Consider the following 18,390-nt stretch of genomic DNA (forward strand, 5'->3'; position numbering starts at 1 on the left):
TAAGTTAGAAAATAAGAAGTTATTGACGTTTAATAATGTACTTAATGATACATATAAGAGACATTATATAGAATTTCCAGAAAGTGAGCTACCGTTTTTAAAAGGACTAGAGAAACTTTTAGAGGATTATTTAAATTCTATTGATTTAAAAAATCCTAAAAAGATTCTTTTACAAGAACTAGTAGATCGAATTAAAGAAATAATAACCCGTTTTAAAGGGCAAATTGCACAAAGAACTCACCCCATATAGTTAAACTATTCCTCCATATTGAATTTAATGACACATAAAAAGGGGGTAGAAAGTGTATAGTATAATAGTGTCGTTTTTAGCTAAAAATAATTTTTACAACCCTGAATTAATGACCAAATATATGGATTTTTTTACCAGGAAATCTCTTCCAGACGGGATTTATGATTCTATTTATTATGTTGAAAAAGACGTAATCATTACTATAGTTAGAATTAATAATCTTAAATATTAAATTACACTTCCAAAGGTTGGTAGTTGAACTATTTATATCACCACCAAACTTGCTCATCATTCTCAATTGTAAATATCCTTTCTTCTCTTCCTTCTGTATAATTTTTTAACCAAAATAACGCTCCTTCAGGAACCTCATTGTAATCTATTGTGTAGTTATTAACATCCTTTACGCCTAAGGAAACCCATTGTTTGTCCCAATAAAACAATTCATATATACATCCTGGCCAAACATCATTTTTATCAGTTCTAGGACAAAACACAATAGAATTAATGACCTTCTTCGTACCGAAATTAAGACCAACCCATTGTCCATCTATATTATAACCAGAATATACAAAGCTTAAAACATCCTTATCGAAAGCATTTTTCATAGATGGCGTTTTTAAATTCTTTTGATCAGTCATTATTATCCCATTTAATTCCTTATCATCAGCATCCAAAAATTCGATTTCAGAAACATTCCCTGGACTCCCGTCAGGAAATAAATAACGTACATACTGATATTTAGAAGGATTATTAATGATCACTTTATGATTAATTAATCTTAAAGTATCATCTATTTCCCATAAATCGACTGCATTTTCAAAACCTTTATCATTCGATGCTTGAAAGATTCCACCTATAGTCTTTCCCAAAAAATCTTCCTTTGGATGATATTTTCTGAAAAGTTGTACGGAATGCTTCTTATTTTGAAATTTAATATATTCCTGAGTGCCATCGTCATGTAAAATAAAAGGGTTCGATATTGGTATAAATTCATCAAGATGATTCTTAATCATTCCAATATAAACAACTCCTGTTCCACTAATATCCTTAAAGGTTAATGAATTATCTTCCATAACCGTCCAGTCGATAGGCTCCCAACCATTTTTATAATCAGGGTTAAAAATGCATAAATACGCAACTTCATTCAAATTTGGTTCGATAGTTATCAAACGAAGAGGAATATCATATGCTTTTGTCACTTCACTTGTTATATCCTCCCAACCATATAGTTTTAATGTCTGAATAGCAGGGTCATTAAGTTCTTCCTTTTCAATTGCACGTTTTCTATAAATTTTAGTTGCACTACTACCTGGGGCACTCTCACCAACAGGAGTTTCTGTTAGAGCATCTAACAATTTCCAACTTCCATCGGGTGCTAAAATTGCATTTGTTTGATGACTCTTTCCAACATGGCCATACTTATTATATAGAACCTCTGTAACAGGAATTCCAATTGACCTCATAGCCTCTACAATGAGATTAGACATACTTTCACAATTACCATGTAAGCTACATTCGTACATAAACGGACCAGTTAACAATAAAGGGGAATGATCAAATACCTCAGACCACATAAAACTTCTACTTTTTAAGAAAAAATTGAGTTTATTACATACTTCAACCGGATCCGTTTCTTCTTTTAACTTTTTACGAAAATCTGTTAATTCATTAAAAAAGAATTCCCTCCATGGCACAAGCATTTGTTTCCCGCTTTTATAAGGAAGTATATATTCACAAAAAGTTGAAAAATCATATGTTCTTGACCATGGCAAATTCCACGCTTTAAATGCCAAGTCAATGTTTTTAATTAAAAATAAAGCAGAGATGCTCTCTATATCTCTTTGAAAAATAATATGCATATTATTTATCTTCCCATATTTATTCTCATAATCGCTAATAGCTGATGTAACCAACTGATTTCTCCTAGCAAGACTATCTTTATTATTCGTTTCATAGTCTTTAATTACTCCTTTTATTTTTGTGGATAATTCTATAAGATTATTATCTTGACTAACAACGCTGTTCTCATATGGTAACACTTTAGTAATAAGAAAACAAGCTGCCCTATATTTCAAAGAATCTTTCTCTGATCTTGAATAATGTTCAAGAACCATTTCCAATTCACTTCTATTTTCTCCAGCTAAATCCAATGCCCATTCCAAATCCTGTTTTTCTCGACTTTTACAAGAAATTAAGGATACAACGGAAAAACAGATAAATTTTATTAATACTATTTTTAGCTTCATACTTTATCTTCGATTATTATTTTCACACAGAATTAGATCTCTTTAATTTTCTCTCACAGCTATATTTTAAAAAAATAGGTAAAAAAATAAGTATCCCAATTAATGAAAATAAAACTCCTCCTATGCTTCCTATAGCAAACGAAAACCAAAAAACTTCATTTTGACCATCCCATATAAAAGGAAGCAAACCTGAAATTGTAGTGATTATAGTTATTAAAATTGGAATGATCTTTCTATTAAATGCCTTTAAATATAACCGACTATTCCATACCCTATTTCCATTATTCCTTAAAACATTAAATTCATTGGTGATAAAAATAGCGGAATTCACAGTCAATCCACTTAATAAAATAAAACTAGCATAACCACCTTGATCAAAATTAAAATTAAATATATAGAAAATTAAAAATACACCTATAAAAGAAATAGGGATAACACTTACAATGGCTATTGATTGTTTAAGTGATTCGAAGAGACAACAACATATTAGAAAAATGACTAAGATTATTACAAGTATCAGATAATATTGTTTTGGTTCATTTTTATTCCACCCGTCCACTTCTTTAAACACTTTATATCCTATTGGTAGAGCTTGTGAAAACTGTTTTATAATTTCCTCACTAAAGGTGTCCGCTAGTTCATTTGGACCTCTAAAATTATATATTATAGCTATTTCATATTCTTGATTGTTTTTTTGAATAACCTCCTCCGATTTTTTTTTTATTATATGTGTTAAATCTCCTAATCTTAATTTTAATCCGTCTATTTCTATTGGATAATTTTTCAATTTCCAAATATCTACTTGATTATATCTAGTTGAAATCAATCTTACTTTTTGTAGCTCATTGTTAAGAAATTTAGGTGAGAGAATAATGTTTCCCAATTCTTCTTCTAATGCATTATAAATTTTTAACTGAGATAATCCATATAAACTAATTTTCTCCCTATTAAAAGTTAAAAAATATTCTATCTCAGTACTGCCATACCTTTGACCACTGTTAATCTCAATATCTTTAACTCTATCATTTGAATTTGCTAATAGTACTTTTTTTAATCTTTCAGAATATTTATACAGTTCATCATAATTATACCCGCGCATATAAATAATATTTGACCTATAATTTCCTTTTCCTGAATTCGAAAATCCCATCCCTACACCAGTTATTGCCCATTCTACCCCCCCTAATTTTAGTACCAAGGACTCAAGCTTATCCTTCAAAAAATATGGGAAATTACTTTCTTCATACTCCTTTTCAAAAAAAATGTTTAATTCTCCATCATTATAACTTCTTATGTGAGTCTCGAATAAGTCAATCTGCTTAAATTGCGATAAATATTTTTCTACTTCCTCAATTAGCATATTCAATTGAAAAATATTCCCTCCATCTGGAATAGCTGCATGAATTTTAATTCTGGTTCTCTCTGGTTTATGATAATTAGAGTTCTCAAAAACATTTTCGGAAAATAATTTAAAGCTGCCTCCTATAACCTCCTCAAAATAGGGTCGCGCATTTATAAACCACGAACTACCTATACTTTGATTATAAAAAACCGACAACCATCCTTTTTCATCCACTTTTTCTGGCGCTAAATGAAGTGGAATTCCAAAAACAAGTATTGCAAGAAAAATAAGTGCTTTATTTATCCATTTTCGATTTAAGAGCAGTAGTATAGAATGGTAAAAATTGTAACAAGACACAATATTCTTTCTGAATTTTCGTGTATAAGTTTTCTTTTCTTCATCAAGGTTTACCCTTTTCGCAAGCGCTGGAATTAAATAAAGAGAAATAAAGATAGAAACTCCTAAATTTATTATTATTACCAGAGCAAAATCCCATAATATTTCCTTTTGGTTTTTATCTAATAAAACAATAAGTATTACTGAACTAATTGTGGTAAGTGTAGCTGCCAAAATTGCTAGAAAAATCTTCTTATTGCCCTTCCTCTTAATATGATCTAACATTATAATAGAATTATCTATTATAATTCCAAATGAAATAGTAACACCAGCTAATGAATATAGCTGTACATCCACATCTAAAGCAAAATATAAAATAATTGCTACTAGTAAATTCATTACTATACTCAACATTAATATGATAAGATATTTAAAATTTCTATATATTAATATTGATAAAGCAATTAGAATTAATAATGAAAAAATTGTTCTATTTTTAATAGTGTCCAATTCATCCTTTAAAAATTTTGTTCTATCTTGATCTAAAGTAATTTCAAACCTCTCTGTGGGATAACTTTCTAACCTTCCCATTATTGATTTAATTTCAGAGGCTAATTTTATAATATTTGCTTCATCATCGGGGTAAATCAACACATTTACTGTATTCTCTCCATTAATTCGATATATTGTTTGTGGTGGTAACTCTTTTAAATTAATAGAGGCTATTTCTCCTAATAAAATGATCCGATTTTCTAATTTAAGAACAGGAATTTCCTCCCAAACAAAAGGATATGAAAACTTATCTTTCAATCTAATATTAACACTATATGGCTCTAGATTATCTTTTATAAAAAAGACTCCTCTTCCTAACTCAATCTCCTCCATATAAGACTTTATAGCAGTAGTAATTTTATGAACTGAAAGGTTCAATTTATTTATTTTACTTTCATCATATTTAATTACCCATTCATATTGTGTAGTACCATGAGTCTCTATTCGACTTAGTCCATTTAATTTATTAAGCTTTGGAATGATATTACTTTTTACATATTTTTTTATAGCAATAGAATTTTCTTTTGAATTTATACTGTATACTAGAATAGGCTCTTGATTATTCCCCTCATTGCTTTTGACTGATATCTCTGGATAACTCACTCCAAGGGGTAATTTGTCATAACTCTGCCTTATAATAGTAGAAGCTTCAAATCTTGAGGCATCAATATTGATATCATCTTTGAATTCTATACTTATAACACCATTCCCCTTTTCAGACCTTGAACGAATATTTTTGATCCCTTTTATGTTATTTAATAACCCTTCTAATTTGGCAGTAACTTCTTTCTCTATAATTTCAGGGGAAACATTTGACCAGTGATAAGTTATTTGAATAGCATTATAGTTGACTTTAGGCTCTAAACTATAATTAAGCTTAGGTAACAAGAATAAACCTATTAATGATAGACTTACAAAAGTGATTATAATCCTAAAGGGTGAAAATCCATTCATACTCTTAATTTAGAGAACCTTTTTAAAGGTTCTTTTCCAATCAAAACCATCGCCGTTTTTTGAATATAAAACATATTCAACTTTACCTATTACATCCCTTTCAGGAATAAAGCCAATAAATCTTGAATCAAATGATTCTTTTCTATTATCTCCCATAACGAAATAATAATTTGACTTAAATGTATAATGGGTCTCCTTTTTATTATTAATAAAAAAAGCATTCTCTTCTTTTCTGCATTTATTAAACTCATCATTATTAATAATTCCTTTATATAACTCGAAAGTATAATCGTTTAATTCTATTGTCAACCCCTCATTAGGGATCACAAATGGCCCCATATTATCCATAGTCCAATTTCTTAATGGGGGTGTAGCAAATAGCTCCCTTTTAGAATTATCCCCATCAAAGTTTATTTCAATGCACTTTACTTCCTTAAAAGCAGAAATTAATTTAACTTCATCACCAGAGAGGTTTCCATACAAGGAATTTTTATGTAATTCATCCTTAATTAATAAGTCTATATCTAGACCTATCTTATCAAGATGTTTATGAAATTGATATCGATCAGTAACTTCAATACTATACTTTTCTTTAATTGTCGATGTAAAAAAAGATTCCTGCCCATTTATATAAACTCTTGAGTCGTTTATCAAAAGTGTATCACCTGGATTTGAAACACATCTTTTTACAACAAAGAAGTCTTGTGATAGCTCATAAATGAATAAATCACCTTTTTTTATTCGTGAACTTCCGGATAGCCTATATACACTATCCGAACTTGGTAAATCAGAAACTTTATCTCTATTTACTATGTTAAAAAAATGAAACCAAGAAATTTGATTTAAACCTTTTGGTACTTTTGGCCCATATATCAATTTATTTACGAGAATTACATCTCCTGGAATTAAAGTATCTTCCATTGAACTACTTGGGATTTTATAAAGGTTTATAACAAATAATTTCAAACAGACTGAAACACTAAAGATTAAAATCAAAATAAAAAAAGACTTTACTACTTTTCTTATAAAGCCGACTTTTATATAATTTAAAAGATAAACCCCTAAAATCACCAATCCAATAATAATGAGTATTAAATAAAAAAACCACTCTATATTTTTTATAGAACAATACAACCCAAAAACACCGATAAGGCCAACTATAAAATATTTAAGAATTTTTCTTTTTTTAAATTTTAAATTATCCCCCATATCTATTTTTCCATTAAATCAGGTTGGTTTACTAAGTTACTCTCATTAATAAAATCATATAAGGTCATTTTTTGAACATTATAGTAGGAAGTCCAATAACTTGCTATCTGTTGAATGTATTGTTCTGTAGCTCCTTGCCAAGCTTCACGAGCACTATTCAGTCTTAAATAATCAACTTTTCCAGAAAGAAACCTTTTTTCTGTAATTTCATAAGATTCGTGGGAGATTTCCTTTGCCCTTAAAGCTACTAGAACTTGTTCCTCCTGCATATTAAAATTATTTAAAGCTAATTTTAATTCTCTCTTTATATCTATTTCATCTTGCTGAATTTGAATCTCTTCAACCTCCAATTGATTTTTAGCCATTTTTATTCTACCTTTTCTTTCTCCCCAATCGAGAAGTGGCATTTTCAGTTGGATAGCTACAATTTGTTCATCTAAAAAATTACTATAGGCATCTTCTATGTTATCCGCTTGTTGATTTAAACCATAACTTAAATTTAATGCAAGATCAAATCGATTTTCTTTTATTACCTGATCTAAATCTCTAGCAGCATTTATTTCTCTTATGGCTATATTTAATAATTCAGGATTATTTTCTTTCGCATAATGCTCTGCCTTCGATTTTTCAATTCTTAATTTTTTAATCATAACTGGTAGCTCAGGCTTAAACTTAGAAATATCAACTTCCCCTAAAAATAAATTGAAGTCTGAAACTATTTCATTTAACTCTTGTAAAGCTTTATTTAAACCAGTTTTAGAGGTTATTGCCTGTAATTCTAAATTTAAAAGTTCATCTTTTTCTATTGATCCTAAATCATATCTTTTTTTTCCAATTTCATAAAGTCGTTCAGAATTCATTTTGTTTTCTTTAATCATCTCTACCTTAGTGTATGCCATGACCCATTCAAAGAAATATGATAATGTTTTAAGTTTAATTTCTTGTTGCTGGTATATATACTCTTTTTTAGCTTTTTGATATTCTAAATCTGATGTTTTATGTTGCCATTTTAAATCGTTGAATGCCATCAAAGGTTGATAAATTCCTATCCTAATAGGAGTAACATTATAGTCAATTACTTTTACATCACTATAATTAACAAGCCTATTCATAGTCGAGCTCAAATAAACTTTAGCCCCTGTAGCCATTATATTTTGGGTAATGGAAACTTCTGAAAAAGTATTAAGATTTTCTTGTAATCTAAATACATCTATATTATTATCCTGATCATACCTTTTGATGAAAGATCTATTATATGTAAATGGTTGGAGCTCTAAACTTACATGTGGAAATAATTGGGCTTCAAAAGATCTGTATTCCCAATAATTTGCATTATAAATTTGTTTTGCTTTCAATGCATCAAGTGTACTATGTGAAGCGATTTTTAATACCTCTTTTAATGTCAAAAACTCATCTCTTTCTTGTCCAAATCCATAACAAAAAAAGAAAAAAACAATCAGAAGAATTGGATAGTTAATTTTACACATAATCTTTTTCTTTTGTCTTAGCTAGGTAATAATAACTTAGAGGGACAAAATACAAACTCACTAAAGTTCCTATTATCATACCACCAATGAGTGATATAGCTAATGGAGCTTGTAATTCATTTCCCATTCCACCTAAAAACAATACAGGAGATATTGTTAAAATCGTTGTTAAACTAGTCATTAAAATGGGTTTCAACCTTCTTTTCCCAGCTATTAATACTGCTCTAATCAATTTACATCCTCCTTTTCTAAGATGGATAATAGTATCTATTTTAAGAATTGAATCATTAATAATGATACCACTAGTAACTATAATACCAATCATTGACATCAGATTCAAACTAATATTGAATATGAATAAAAACAGAAATATTCCAGCTATAGTAACCGGTATTTCCATCAATATAATTAGGGGTAATGTAAGTGATTCAAACTGACTCGCTAGAATAAAATATAGAAGTAGTATCGTTATAAAGAATATAAATGCTAATTGATATTGAAGTGCTCTATTTTTAAAAAAGTCCCCAGTAAAGGTTACTTGATATTCAGGAAACATACTAACCACTTCTTTTATTTGTGCCATTACTTTCTGTTCGTCCTTCCCTTCATTTATATTAACTGGATAATACAGCCCCTCCTTTCCCGCAGTTAATACACTCAAATTTTTGGTTACAACAGGTGAAACAAACAATTCTAAATTATAATAATTCTCCTGCTCATCTGATATTTTTGTGTTTTTGATTACAGAAGATATTCTATTTTTATTACTTCCCATTATAATAGGTATTACATTTTGTCCCGTTACGAGAGAAGCTACATTTTTTTCATTAAAAGAAACTTTTAATGAATTTATAATACTTTCATATGAAATACCATACATCATCATTTTTTTACGATCCAATAATAATACGATTTGACTCTCCCAAGAAACTGGTTGAACAGAAACAGTTTTTAGTTTATTTTCCAACTCTTCCTTGAGCTTTTGTAACATTTTAAAATCTGTTCCCATTACATCTCCGAAACTTGAAATATGAGCACTTAATGGATAAGTTTCATTTTCAAAAAGAAGATTAAAAATGTTTTCTACATTTTTAATCTTGAAAATAGCTCTAGGAAACTGTTGTTTAATCTTTTCTTGAATTTTTAATTTGAGTTCATCTAAATGTTGATTAGAATTTGCTTCTAAATACACATTTGCCTCAGAAACTACCGAATTAGAACCTCTTTGTAATAAAAATTGCTCTCTTCCTATTTGTGCATTATAATTTTTTAAATTTGATTTTACATCTTTCATTAACCCCACTATCCTTCTTCTATTTTCGTCCACTGTTATAGGTTCATTCCAGTCTATGCTTAAAGCTATTTCTGAAGATGTCAGTTTAGGAATTCGCTCTTTAGATATTACAAAAAAAGACAAAGTCCCAATTAACAATAAACCTATAAAAATTAAAAAGACATGATGTGGTTTTCTCAGTGAGATAAGAAAGAATCTCTCATAAATTAAAGAATAATTAAATTTCCTTTTCTTGACTTTTGGTTTGAAGGTCTGACTGTAATTTATATAGAATTGTCTATATAAAACTGGTATTACAATGATGGATACAAAAAAGGATACAAATAAGCAGACTGATATAGCTATAGCTTGTTCATAAAAAATTTCTCCAGCTAACCCATGTATAAAAATTAAAGGAATGAATATCGTACATGTTGTAAGAACAGAACTTAACAATGGTCTAATTACTTCTTCCGTACCTTCAATACAAGCAGTTGTAATATCACTTCCCCTTTCCCTATATTGGTGTATGTTGTCTATAACAATAATAGAATTATCTACCATTAAACCACTACCAATAATTAGACCCGACAAGGATATGATATTTATCGAAATCCCTATCCCATTAAATAAAAGTACACTAATCGCAATTGATACTGGAATACTCAAACCAATTAAAAACGGAGATTTAAAGTTATTCATAAACAAAAACATGATACAAAAAGACAGAAAAACACCTAGTAAAAGACTTTGAAATAGACTATTAATAGCATAATCCAGTAATTTAGCTTGATCACGAATAATTGATATATCAATTGTGGGATAATCTTTCTTCAGGTATTCAATTAGATATGACAATTCTTGTTTGAATTCATTCATTTGTGAATCTCCTTGTTTAATGACTGCCATAGTAATGGCTTCTTTGTCATTAAATAAACTTAACCCATTTCTATTTTCTGGTTTATATGATATTTCTGCTAACTCACTTAATTGAAATAAGCGATTATCTTTTTTTATGTAAATAGTCTGAATATCTTTAATGTTTTGTAAGCCTGTTTCTAAATGCAAATTATATTGATATTGCTGATCCTTCACTTGAATAGTACCTAAATTATTCATTTGACTTCGAATTGCAGTTTCAATTTCCTCAATCCCAATACCTAAGGATAATAACCTATTACGATAAGGCTTGATTGCAATTACAGGAGAAACCAATCCATTTAGATCCACCATTGCCACTTCTGGAATTTGCTCAATTCTTCTCTTTATTACTTGATCTACAAATAGATTAAAATCTAAAAACTCTTGAGTGATATTTCCATTATCATCAATCGCTATATCATTCTTCAATGTAAAAGTTAGATAATAAACAGGAACCTCAGACGTACTAGATTTTAGGACTTTAGGCCTTTCGGTATTTCTTGGCAAATCTTTCATTGCAATGTCTACTTTCTCATTTACCAAAATGAAAGAATAGTCCAAATTAGTTCCATAATCAAAAAATAGTTTTATTACTGATTTCCCAGAGAACGTTTGACTTTTAATATCCTTTAAGTGATTAACTTGCATGAGTGCCCTTCGCAAGGGTTTGCTCACAACTTCCTCCATTTCTTTATTGGACAGATTCTCAACCTCTACTTGTACAGTTATTTCAGGTACTTCAATTGAAGGCATCAGAGAAATTGGAATATAATGGATAGTAACTATTCCTAGAATTGTCAAGGCTAGGGTAGTTATTAGAACAGCAATAGGTCGATAAATAAGAAATTTTAACACTTACTATTAATTATTTATAACTTCAATTCATCTATTATAATATCACTATTGTGAGCCAGATTAATATTCCCTGAAACAATAATAGTATCTCCCTTCTTAATAGATGCATTACTTTTTTCTGGATCAGCAATTATCGCATAAGAATCACTATTTTCATGGAGTATTTTCACATAGGTCCAATATGCTTTTTTGTTTATATATTTAAAAATCATTTTTTCATTCTGTCTTAGAATAACCGCCTCTTTAGGAACTATAAACTGATTTTTAATCTCTCTTTTTATATTCACTTCCACATTCATTCCTTCCATCAATTCTTTTTCATTTTTTATAATAGCTTTTACTTGAATTAAACCATTTTCTTGAACTATAGGATTAATTTCACTGAGCTTTCCCTTATTCTTTTCATTCGATTCAAAAGCTGTAATTTCAACAATATTTCCGATTTTTACCTGATTGACCTCTTCTTCAGTTAAATAAAAAACTACCTCAAAAACGCTGTCATCAATTATAGTCAAAAAAGGAACCTCCTCATTAACCTGATCATATTTTTTGAATTCGATATTTGCAATCTTTCCTTTGAAAGGAGCCTTTAATTTTGTAGAATTAAGTTCAAAGCTAGCGCTTTCCAAGTGGTTTTTTGCTTCCGAAAATCCAGAACGAATAGAAGCCATTTCATAAATATTTTTAGGCACTTGGTCTAATTGATTTAAGTCGTATCCCCTACTAACCATCATGTCTTGGAATTCAAGTTCAGCCTTTTTATATGCTATTTCAGCATCGGAAAATTGTCTTTCATAAGTAAAAGGAGAGATTTGGGCTAGTATCTGCCCTTTGGAAACTAAATCTCCATTCTTAACAAAGATATCTTTAATAGTACCGGACACCCTAAACATTAAAAAGCTTTTTTGAATGGCAACTAAATTGCCATTAGAAAGTAACTCCTCATTAAAACTTGATTTTTTAATTATTATAGCATCAACATGTGTAATACCAGTAGAAACCACACTATCTGACTGAATTACTTTTTCCGTAGGTTCACTAGCTAGCTTTTTCTGCTTACATCCATAAATAACTACTAAAAAAAGTAAAACTGTAAAAGCAATATTAAATATATTCTTTATCATAATATTCAATTTAAGGAGCTCCAAAAAATCTGTTCACATTTTTATAAGTGAATAATTCTTCTCCAGTTTCCGGCGTCAGGTTCCTCAACCACAATAGAGCATTATAAGGCATCTTGTTATAACTTTGATTCTATTACCTAGAAGTGCATTTCTCCAATGATATTCATCTGTCATTCCAGTAAAATAATTCATCTAGACCTCCTAGTTTTATAAAATTGGCATCACTTCTTGGTAAATATTTAATTTGAGTTACTTTTCAGTTTAATTTAAAATCCATACTTATCCATTTATGAGGTCATATTTGAAATATAATCTTAAAAGTATGTAAGAATTTACCATAGGAGGCTAAATGAGAATTAATTTCAATGTTTATAATTTTACCTTTAATTTTTGTCCATTTGAAAACCAACTAAATATATACTACATATCATTAGTGGGCACTTAAAGCCCATTGATTTTCAGTTGTTTATTTTTTAGTTCATTGACATCTTTGTAATCGTGTTTTGTAAGTATCTCTCTTACAGGTGTTTTATCGAGTAGCGATATGCTCAGAATCTGTAAAATTTCGTAGATTCTCCGCTCCACTTTCAAGGTGTTCGCTATGATGGCAACCAAACAGTAAGCGATGATCGCACAGTAAATCTGGATTTTAACGGCATTTAGGGTCGTTCCCCAAAAGGACTTGATTTTTAAATGTTTCTTCATCCACTTGAAAAACAGTTCAACCTCCCACCGTTTTTTGTACAACAGGGCGATTTCGGAGGCGTCCAGCTCGGTATTGTTGGTCAAGAAAACAAGCTCTTTCTGTGTTTCTTCATCGTAATACTTTACCCGGCGCAGTTTGTCCGGAAAAGCCTTGCGGGAATAATACCCTTCTAATCTGCCTATCTGGTCATATTTCACGCCCGCGGTTTTATCGGTTGGGTTGGAGTACATCCGTTTGAACCGCATGTTATCCTTGGCCCGGGTAACAAAAAAGGCTTCTTTATCGTGGAGCTTGTACAAGCGCTCAAAGTCTATGTAGGCCTTGTCGAACACATAAAAATCCCCCATTTGAAAAGGGATGATGTCCATAACGTTCACGTCATGTAAACTGGCATTGGATATGTGAAGGAAACTCGGGATGGAAGTTTTTACATCATACAGCGTGTGGATTTTTATCCCGCCCTTGGCCTTCCTGAACTCTGCCCACCAAAACACGTTAAGGCAGAGGTCTATGGTGGTGGAGTCCAAGGCATATACATTGCCTTCGACATCAATCTCAAAATCGTTTCGGTAATAGCTCTTTCTGGCCTGTTCAATCAGGACGGCAGCAAATTCCTCAAAGATTTTGCTGCTGCGCTTTTCGTTGGCCTTGCCCAGGTTGCGCCTTGAAATTGATTTTCCGAAGCCCAGGTGGTAATATTTCGAGCGGTGGGCTTCCAAGCTCAGCATCAGGTCCCGCATACTCTCCCTGGAGGTCAGCTGGCCAAATACCATACAGAGCATTTGGTTCCAGCAGGTAAAGCTTCGCACATATTTGTTCCCATCGTGCTTTTTGAAAATGCGGTCAAACACGCGACGGGGCAAGAATTCGGTCAACTGAGCGAAAATGTATTTGCCTTGATTCATTGGGAGTGGATTTTGTAAAAGCAAAAATCCTAAACCCAATTCAAATCGTCACCGTGTTAAAAAACGCCGTAACATTGATATACAAAGAATTTCAAAGAACTTAATTTATATTTTAGTGCCCACTAATGACTACATATAACTTTTCATCATTTTCAATCAAAACATGAAAATCAGCATATAACATTTTATCTTTCCTTTTTACTCACGAAAAATTTAAATTCCTGACTTCCTAACAATCCTTCAGAAGACACTCCCTCTATATTTCCTATAAAATAGGTATTAATATCAGAGGTATAGAATTCCAACGTTGCTTTTCCATTACTATCTGTAATCACTTCAGGTGCCCATAGCAAGGTATTGCGATAATCAGCTATTGAGTCATTCTCCTCCTTATCATATTTAGGTTGATAGAACTCTTTATGTGTTTGATATCCATTCACAATTACTAAATTAAATTTTTCTAATAGTTCTTTTTCTGTATAACTTGGATAGTGATACTCCACATATTGTGTCCCTTGTATAGTATAAGCAGTTTTTGAGTCGTTCCATTTAAAACCAATATATTTCATATATGTTTCTCCTTCCACAGGCTTTCGATTTTCTTCATGATTTACATGAACCTCACAATTTAATGTATTACTATTACACACATAATCATTATTGATATTGAGTTTCACCAAACTATCGAGTTGACCAACATATTTATTACGAAACACATTTGCTTTTTTCCCACTTACACTCACTGCCTCAAGTGCTATTCCACCACTTAACTCAAATTCAGAAATCGGTTGCCTTTCTTCTTCCTTTTCTATAGCTAATGGGTAATTAATAATATGAAAGCCTTCTAGCTTTTTAAGCTCATCAAATCCATCTATGGTTTGAATAATAATTTTTTCTCCTTTTGATTCAAAATGTCTGATAAAAAATTGAGAGCCTAAAGATAGATGGCTAGCTCCTGCATAAAAATCTTGATAGCGATCCAAGGCAATAAAAAACTTTTCTTCGCCTTTGTTTGGGTTAAAAGCCATAACCATTTGCTGATCTGGTGATTCTTTTTTCTTTTTAACTGTATGTATTTTTCCTTTTATTCCATCTGTAAGAAAAACACGCTCTTTTTCTGCTTTCAGATTCTCTTCGTTCCAAACATAATTTCTCCATCCCTGAGTCAGCATTAAAAGATCCAAATCTCTTTTTCGATGTTTATTCTTAGAGTCAAAATAATATTGTGGATTGTATACTACTCCCTTTAATTGCGTTGAAAGATTATAATGTGTCTTTATGTTTTTAACAGCTGCTTGGTTATTATAAATTTGATCATAAACACTTACTCCCAAATGTGCTTTTACTGGATTTCCTTCCATATCTAGAGACTTTATGGTTAGTATTGCCTTTTCTCTTGTTTGGTAGATTTTTTTAGTAAGTTCTGCTTGTATGTTTAGTTTTTTCCGTTGATTTACATATACCAAGCGTTCTGTTACAGGTTTCAATTCTTGATTAAACAAGGTTATTTCACATATTCCCTGTGGATATTCTGATATTGGTAATGCAATCTTTAAGGAATCTTCAAGATTCCCCATAGCCATAGCTTGAACAGTTCCCCTAACCTGCGCTCTTATATAAATTTTCTGAACATTCCTTTGATTCGAAGAAACTTTTAAGAATAGAGAGTCCTCCGTCTGATTCCACACACTTAATCCAATCCCTTCATTTTTGATTGTTGGTAATTTAAAACGATTGGGCTGAGTAGTCAAATTCTCCAATTCAATATGATATGATTTGGATATATCGGGAGTAAACTGAAAGCTCCCCATACCTGCATGTGTACTTTTTAGTTTGAGTAAAACAGAATCATTTTCATAAAGCTTTCCTGAAATAGCCTGAGGCAAGCCATCGGACTTAACAGCTTTAAAAGCAACATTTGCTTTCATACCATCAATCAAACTTCCACCTTCTGGAAAGGTTTGAAAATCTAGCTTCTTATCAGATTCTACAAGTGTACCAGTTGTATCTTTTTTTATAGTACTATTGACACTATTAATTATTTTTATTTTTCTGACCGCATTAAATTCTTTGGTTGATTTAAAGAAAGAACTTTTGGAATACGCTTTTAAAAAATAATTCCCATTGGTAAGGGAGTCTGGAATAAATATATGACCCTTTGAAAAACCATTTGAAATTTGAAACTTTCCTTGCCATACATGTGCTGTATCATTTTCTTTAGATAATTGTACATATAAAGTACTATCTATAACTGATGGCATTAATAAATGGGCATCTAAATTGTAAGCTTTAAACCACAGGTCTTCCTGAGGTTCATAAATATCCTTATTAGTCTGTAAATATATTTCAGTTCGTTGGTGCTCATTGGACAATTCTTGATAATTATCCGCTAAATTATCTAACACAGTTGGAGATTGGGCTACAATCGTATGGTATAGCATACATAAAATGAAAACTAGAACCTTTTTATTACTAAAATAAAAATTAACCCTATTAAAATTCCTGAAGTAAAATGAGGTTTTAGTTTTCATAGAATAATTCTTTATTATTGAATTTGAGCTTTTAATTTATCAAAGGCTAAAGAATTTTCTGGAGATTGGAATTCATGATCTATATACTGATTATCTTCCATTTTTATTATGCATGGGTATATAGTATTATTTGTGGTTACCTCAAAAGAATTATCCTTGTCCAGATAAATATTATGATAATCGTCGAGATTAACTCCTATTTTCTTTTGTAAAATCTTTAATGATTCTATTTTAGTAAGTATAAATTTTATATGATCATTATTTATATTCTCTTTCATAAAGATTTCCCCTTCTTGGATACAACCTTTACAACCTAGCCCTGGTAAGACAACTACCCAATCCGTAGAAGGTTTAAGTTCGATTTCAGTTAAGGCAGTTGAAAACTGATTTTTTTCTATTTCCTTTTCACCCTCCTCACAAGAGCAAACTAGTATTATAAATATTATTATCGCAATAGGTATTCGAAGATGTTTCATAGATATATTTTAAAGTTTTTCGGGAATAAAAATTTTGAGGTTTAAGTATAATTCTTCAATGTCAGACTTTTCAAGGAATTCTATATTCAAACCTTCCTCTGTAACAAAAGAATTGTACCAGTTCCATTCTTTCCATTCCCCAATGATTGTTTCCCCTAAGTAGTTAAACTCCTTATCCATAACAATAACAGCTAATTCCTTTTCTTTAAACTGTGTGCTTTTTTTGGCATTTGGAATTGATTTTAATAAAAATCTATAATACACCTCTCTATATTTATCATAAAGTATAGCTGTATATTCATCGGTTTTTATAATATGTGATAATAGCTCTGTTCTATTAACGTTCTCTGGCTCTTTATCAATCGATTCTATAGTACCCACTTCATTACTTCCAGCATATACTTTAGTATAGTCTGAAGAATTTATCCCAGAAATATAAAGTCGGTGAGAAATAGGGAAACTATATATAAAACGTTTATTAGCTACGTCTAGCAAAGGATATACATCTGTAAATATTTCACCTTCCCAGTTGTAATTATTACCATACAACTCTCGTGGATAATGATGCGTAAAATGGACTTTATTAGTTTTAAAATTAACATGGGATGTAAATCTAAATATGTCTACCATATCCTCAGGAACTGTTCTCATTATTTGACCAGTTAACATTAACTCATCATTTGTTGCCATTAATGGTATCACTGTTCTGGGTATGTATTGCGGATATTGAGAAAACCATGTTTTAGAATCTTCAACACCTCTTAATGAGATAGAATTGGAAACCCTTCCTTCCATATTGGAAATTTTCACATCTGCCGTACCCATATCATATATGTATATCGAATCTTTATTTTTTATATAATACCCCATCGGATTTTTAATTGCATCCGGACCATTTTTATCAAATGTTATTTTGTTTGTAAATTGCGAAGAATCATAATTATAATAATATATACTATTATTATAATTATTTAAAAAAGTAATTTCCCTAGTACCGGTAGAATCTTTTACTATTTGTATGTATTGTGGTTGCGGAGCTGTATCGCTGTCTAAAGAAAAGGATTTAGATCCCACTTCTACCAATTTGATTGAAGCATTGAGCTCCCCTTCTTTTTCATTTTTAATTTTGGCAATACTCTCTGAACACGAATAAAAGGTGAAAACTATAATAATTCCTAATAGTACTCTCATATTTGATATTTTGATTATTACTAATATAAATA

Annotated in this window: 11 protein-coding genes; 1 reads left to right on the plus strand and 10 read right to left on the minus strand. The window is 30.5% G+C overall.

The window, feature by feature from the left end:
* The coding region (locus JM658_RS16035) for a hypothetical protein (protein WP_236960666.1) at positions 1-250 on the plus strand (250 nt) is incomplete at its 5' end.
* Positions 251-519: 269 nt separating this feature from the next.
* Here the strand turns inward: JM658_RS16035 and JM658_RS16040 are convergent.
* From JM658_RS16040 to JM658_RS16085, 10 genes are all read right to left on the minus strand, one after another.
* Positions 520-2,496 (minus strand): transglutaminase-like domain-containing protein, encoded by a 1,977-nt coding sequence (locus JM658_RS16040; protein ID WP_236960667.1) that lies wholly within the window; start codon positions 2,494-2,496, stop codon positions 520-522.
* A gap of 22 nt (positions 2,497-2,518) precedes the next feature.
* A complete protein-coding gene (locus JM658_RS16045) occupies positions 2,519-5,680 on the minus strand; it encodes an efflux RND transporter permease subunit (protein WP_236960669.1) in 3,162 nt (1,053 codons plus the stop codon).
* Between the two features lie 9 nt (positions 5,681-5,689).
* Positions 5,690-6,889 carry a signal peptidase I gene (gene lepB, locus JM658_RS16050; protein ID WP_236960671.1) on the minus strand — a complete coding sequence of 400 codons (1,200 nt, stop codon included), beginning with the start codon at positions 6,887-6,889 and terminating at the stop codon, positions 5,690-5,692.
* 2 nt (positions 6,890-6,891) lie between these two features.
* Positions 6,892-8,376: a TolC family protein gene (locus tag JM658_RS16055; RefSeq protein WP_236960673.1), complete on the minus strand. Its 1,485-nt coding sequence runs from the start codon at positions 8,374-8,376 to the stop codon at positions 6,892-6,894.
* A complete protein-coding gene (locus JM658_RS16060) occupies positions 8,369-11,425 on the minus strand; it encodes an efflux RND transporter permease subunit (RefSeq protein WP_236960675.1) in 3,057 nt (1,018 codons plus the stop codon). The genes JM658_RS16055 and JM658_RS16060 overlap by 8 nt, the downstream gene beginning before the upstream one ends.
* Positions 11,426-11,439: 14 nt before the next feature.
* The gene (locus JM658_RS16065) at positions 11,440-12,549 is read right to left on the minus strand and encodes an efflux RND transporter periplasmic adaptor subunit (RefSeq protein WP_236960677.1); all 1,110 of its coding nucleotides are present in this window, start codon (positions 12,547-12,549) and stop codon (positions 11,440-11,442) included.
* A gap of 441 nt (positions 12,550-12,990) precedes the next feature.
* Complete coding sequence (locus JM658_RS16070; RefSeq protein WP_236960679.1) at positions 12,991-14,160, minus strand: IS4 family transposase; 1,170 nt, start codon at positions 14,158-14,160, stop codon at positions 12,991-12,993.
* Between the two features lie 185 nt (positions 14,161-14,345).
* On the minus strand, positions 14,346-16,601 hold the full coding sequence (locus JM658_RS16075) for a hypothetical protein (RefSeq protein ID WP_236960681.1): 2,256 nt from the start codon (positions 16,599-16,601) through the stop codon (positions 14,346-14,348).
* 104 nt (positions 16,602-16,705) lie between these two features.
* Positions 16,706-17,167, minus strand: coding sequence for a hypothetical protein (locus JM658_RS16080; RefSeq protein ID WP_236960683.1), 462 nt, complete (start codon positions 17,165-17,167; stop codon positions 16,706-16,708).
* A 9-nt stretch (positions 17,168-17,176) separates the two neighbouring features.
* A complete protein-coding gene (locus tag JM658_RS16085) occupies positions 17,177-18,358 on the minus strand; it encodes a DUF4221 family protein (protein WP_236960685.1) in 1,182 nt (393 codons plus the stop codon).
* Positions 18,359-18,390: the final 32 nt, after the last annotated feature.

The organism is Joostella atrarenae (assembly GCF_021764745.1).
Classification (GTDB): domain Bacteria; phylum Bacteroidota; class Bacteroidia; order Flavobacteriales; family Flavobacteriaceae; genus Galbibacter; species Galbibacter atrarenae.

Bases quoted from the DNA above. Each gene is read 5' to 3' on its own strand.
- JM658_RS16040 (WP_236960667.1), bottom strand. From the start codon at position 2,496: ATGAAGCTAAAAATAGTATTAATAAAATTTATCTGTTTTTCCGTTGTA.
- JM658_RS16045 (WP_236960669.1), bottom strand. From the start codon at position 5,680: ATGAATGGATTTTCACCCTTTAGGATTATAATCACTTTTGTAAGTCTA.
- lepB (WP_236960671.1), bottom strand. From the start codon at position 6,889: ATGGGGGATAATTTAAAATTTAAAAAAAGAAAAATTCTTAAATATTTT.
- JM658_RS16055 (WP_236960673.1), bottom strand. From the start codon at position 8,376: ATGTGTAAAATTAACTATCCAATTCTTCTGATTGTTTTTTTCTTTTTT.
- JM658_RS16065 (WP_236960677.1), bottom strand. From the start codon at position 12,549: ATGATAAAGAATATATTTAATATTGCTTTTACAGTTTTACTTTTTTTA.
- JM658_RS16070 (WP_236960679.1), bottom strand. From the start codon at position 14,160: ATGAATCAAGGCAAATACATTTTCGCTCAGTTGACCGAATTCTTGCCC.
- JM658_RS16075 (WP_236960681.1), bottom strand. From the start codon at position 16,601: ATGCTATACCATACGATTGTAGCCCAATCTCCAACTGTGTTAGATAAT.
- JM658_RS16080 (WP_236960683.1), bottom strand. From the start codon at position 17,167: ATGAAACATCTTCGAATACCTATTGCGATAATAATATTTATAATACTA.
- JM658_RS16085 (WP_236960685.1), bottom strand. From the start codon at position 18,358: ATGAGAGTACTATTAGGAATTATTATAGTTTTCACCTTTTATTCGTGT.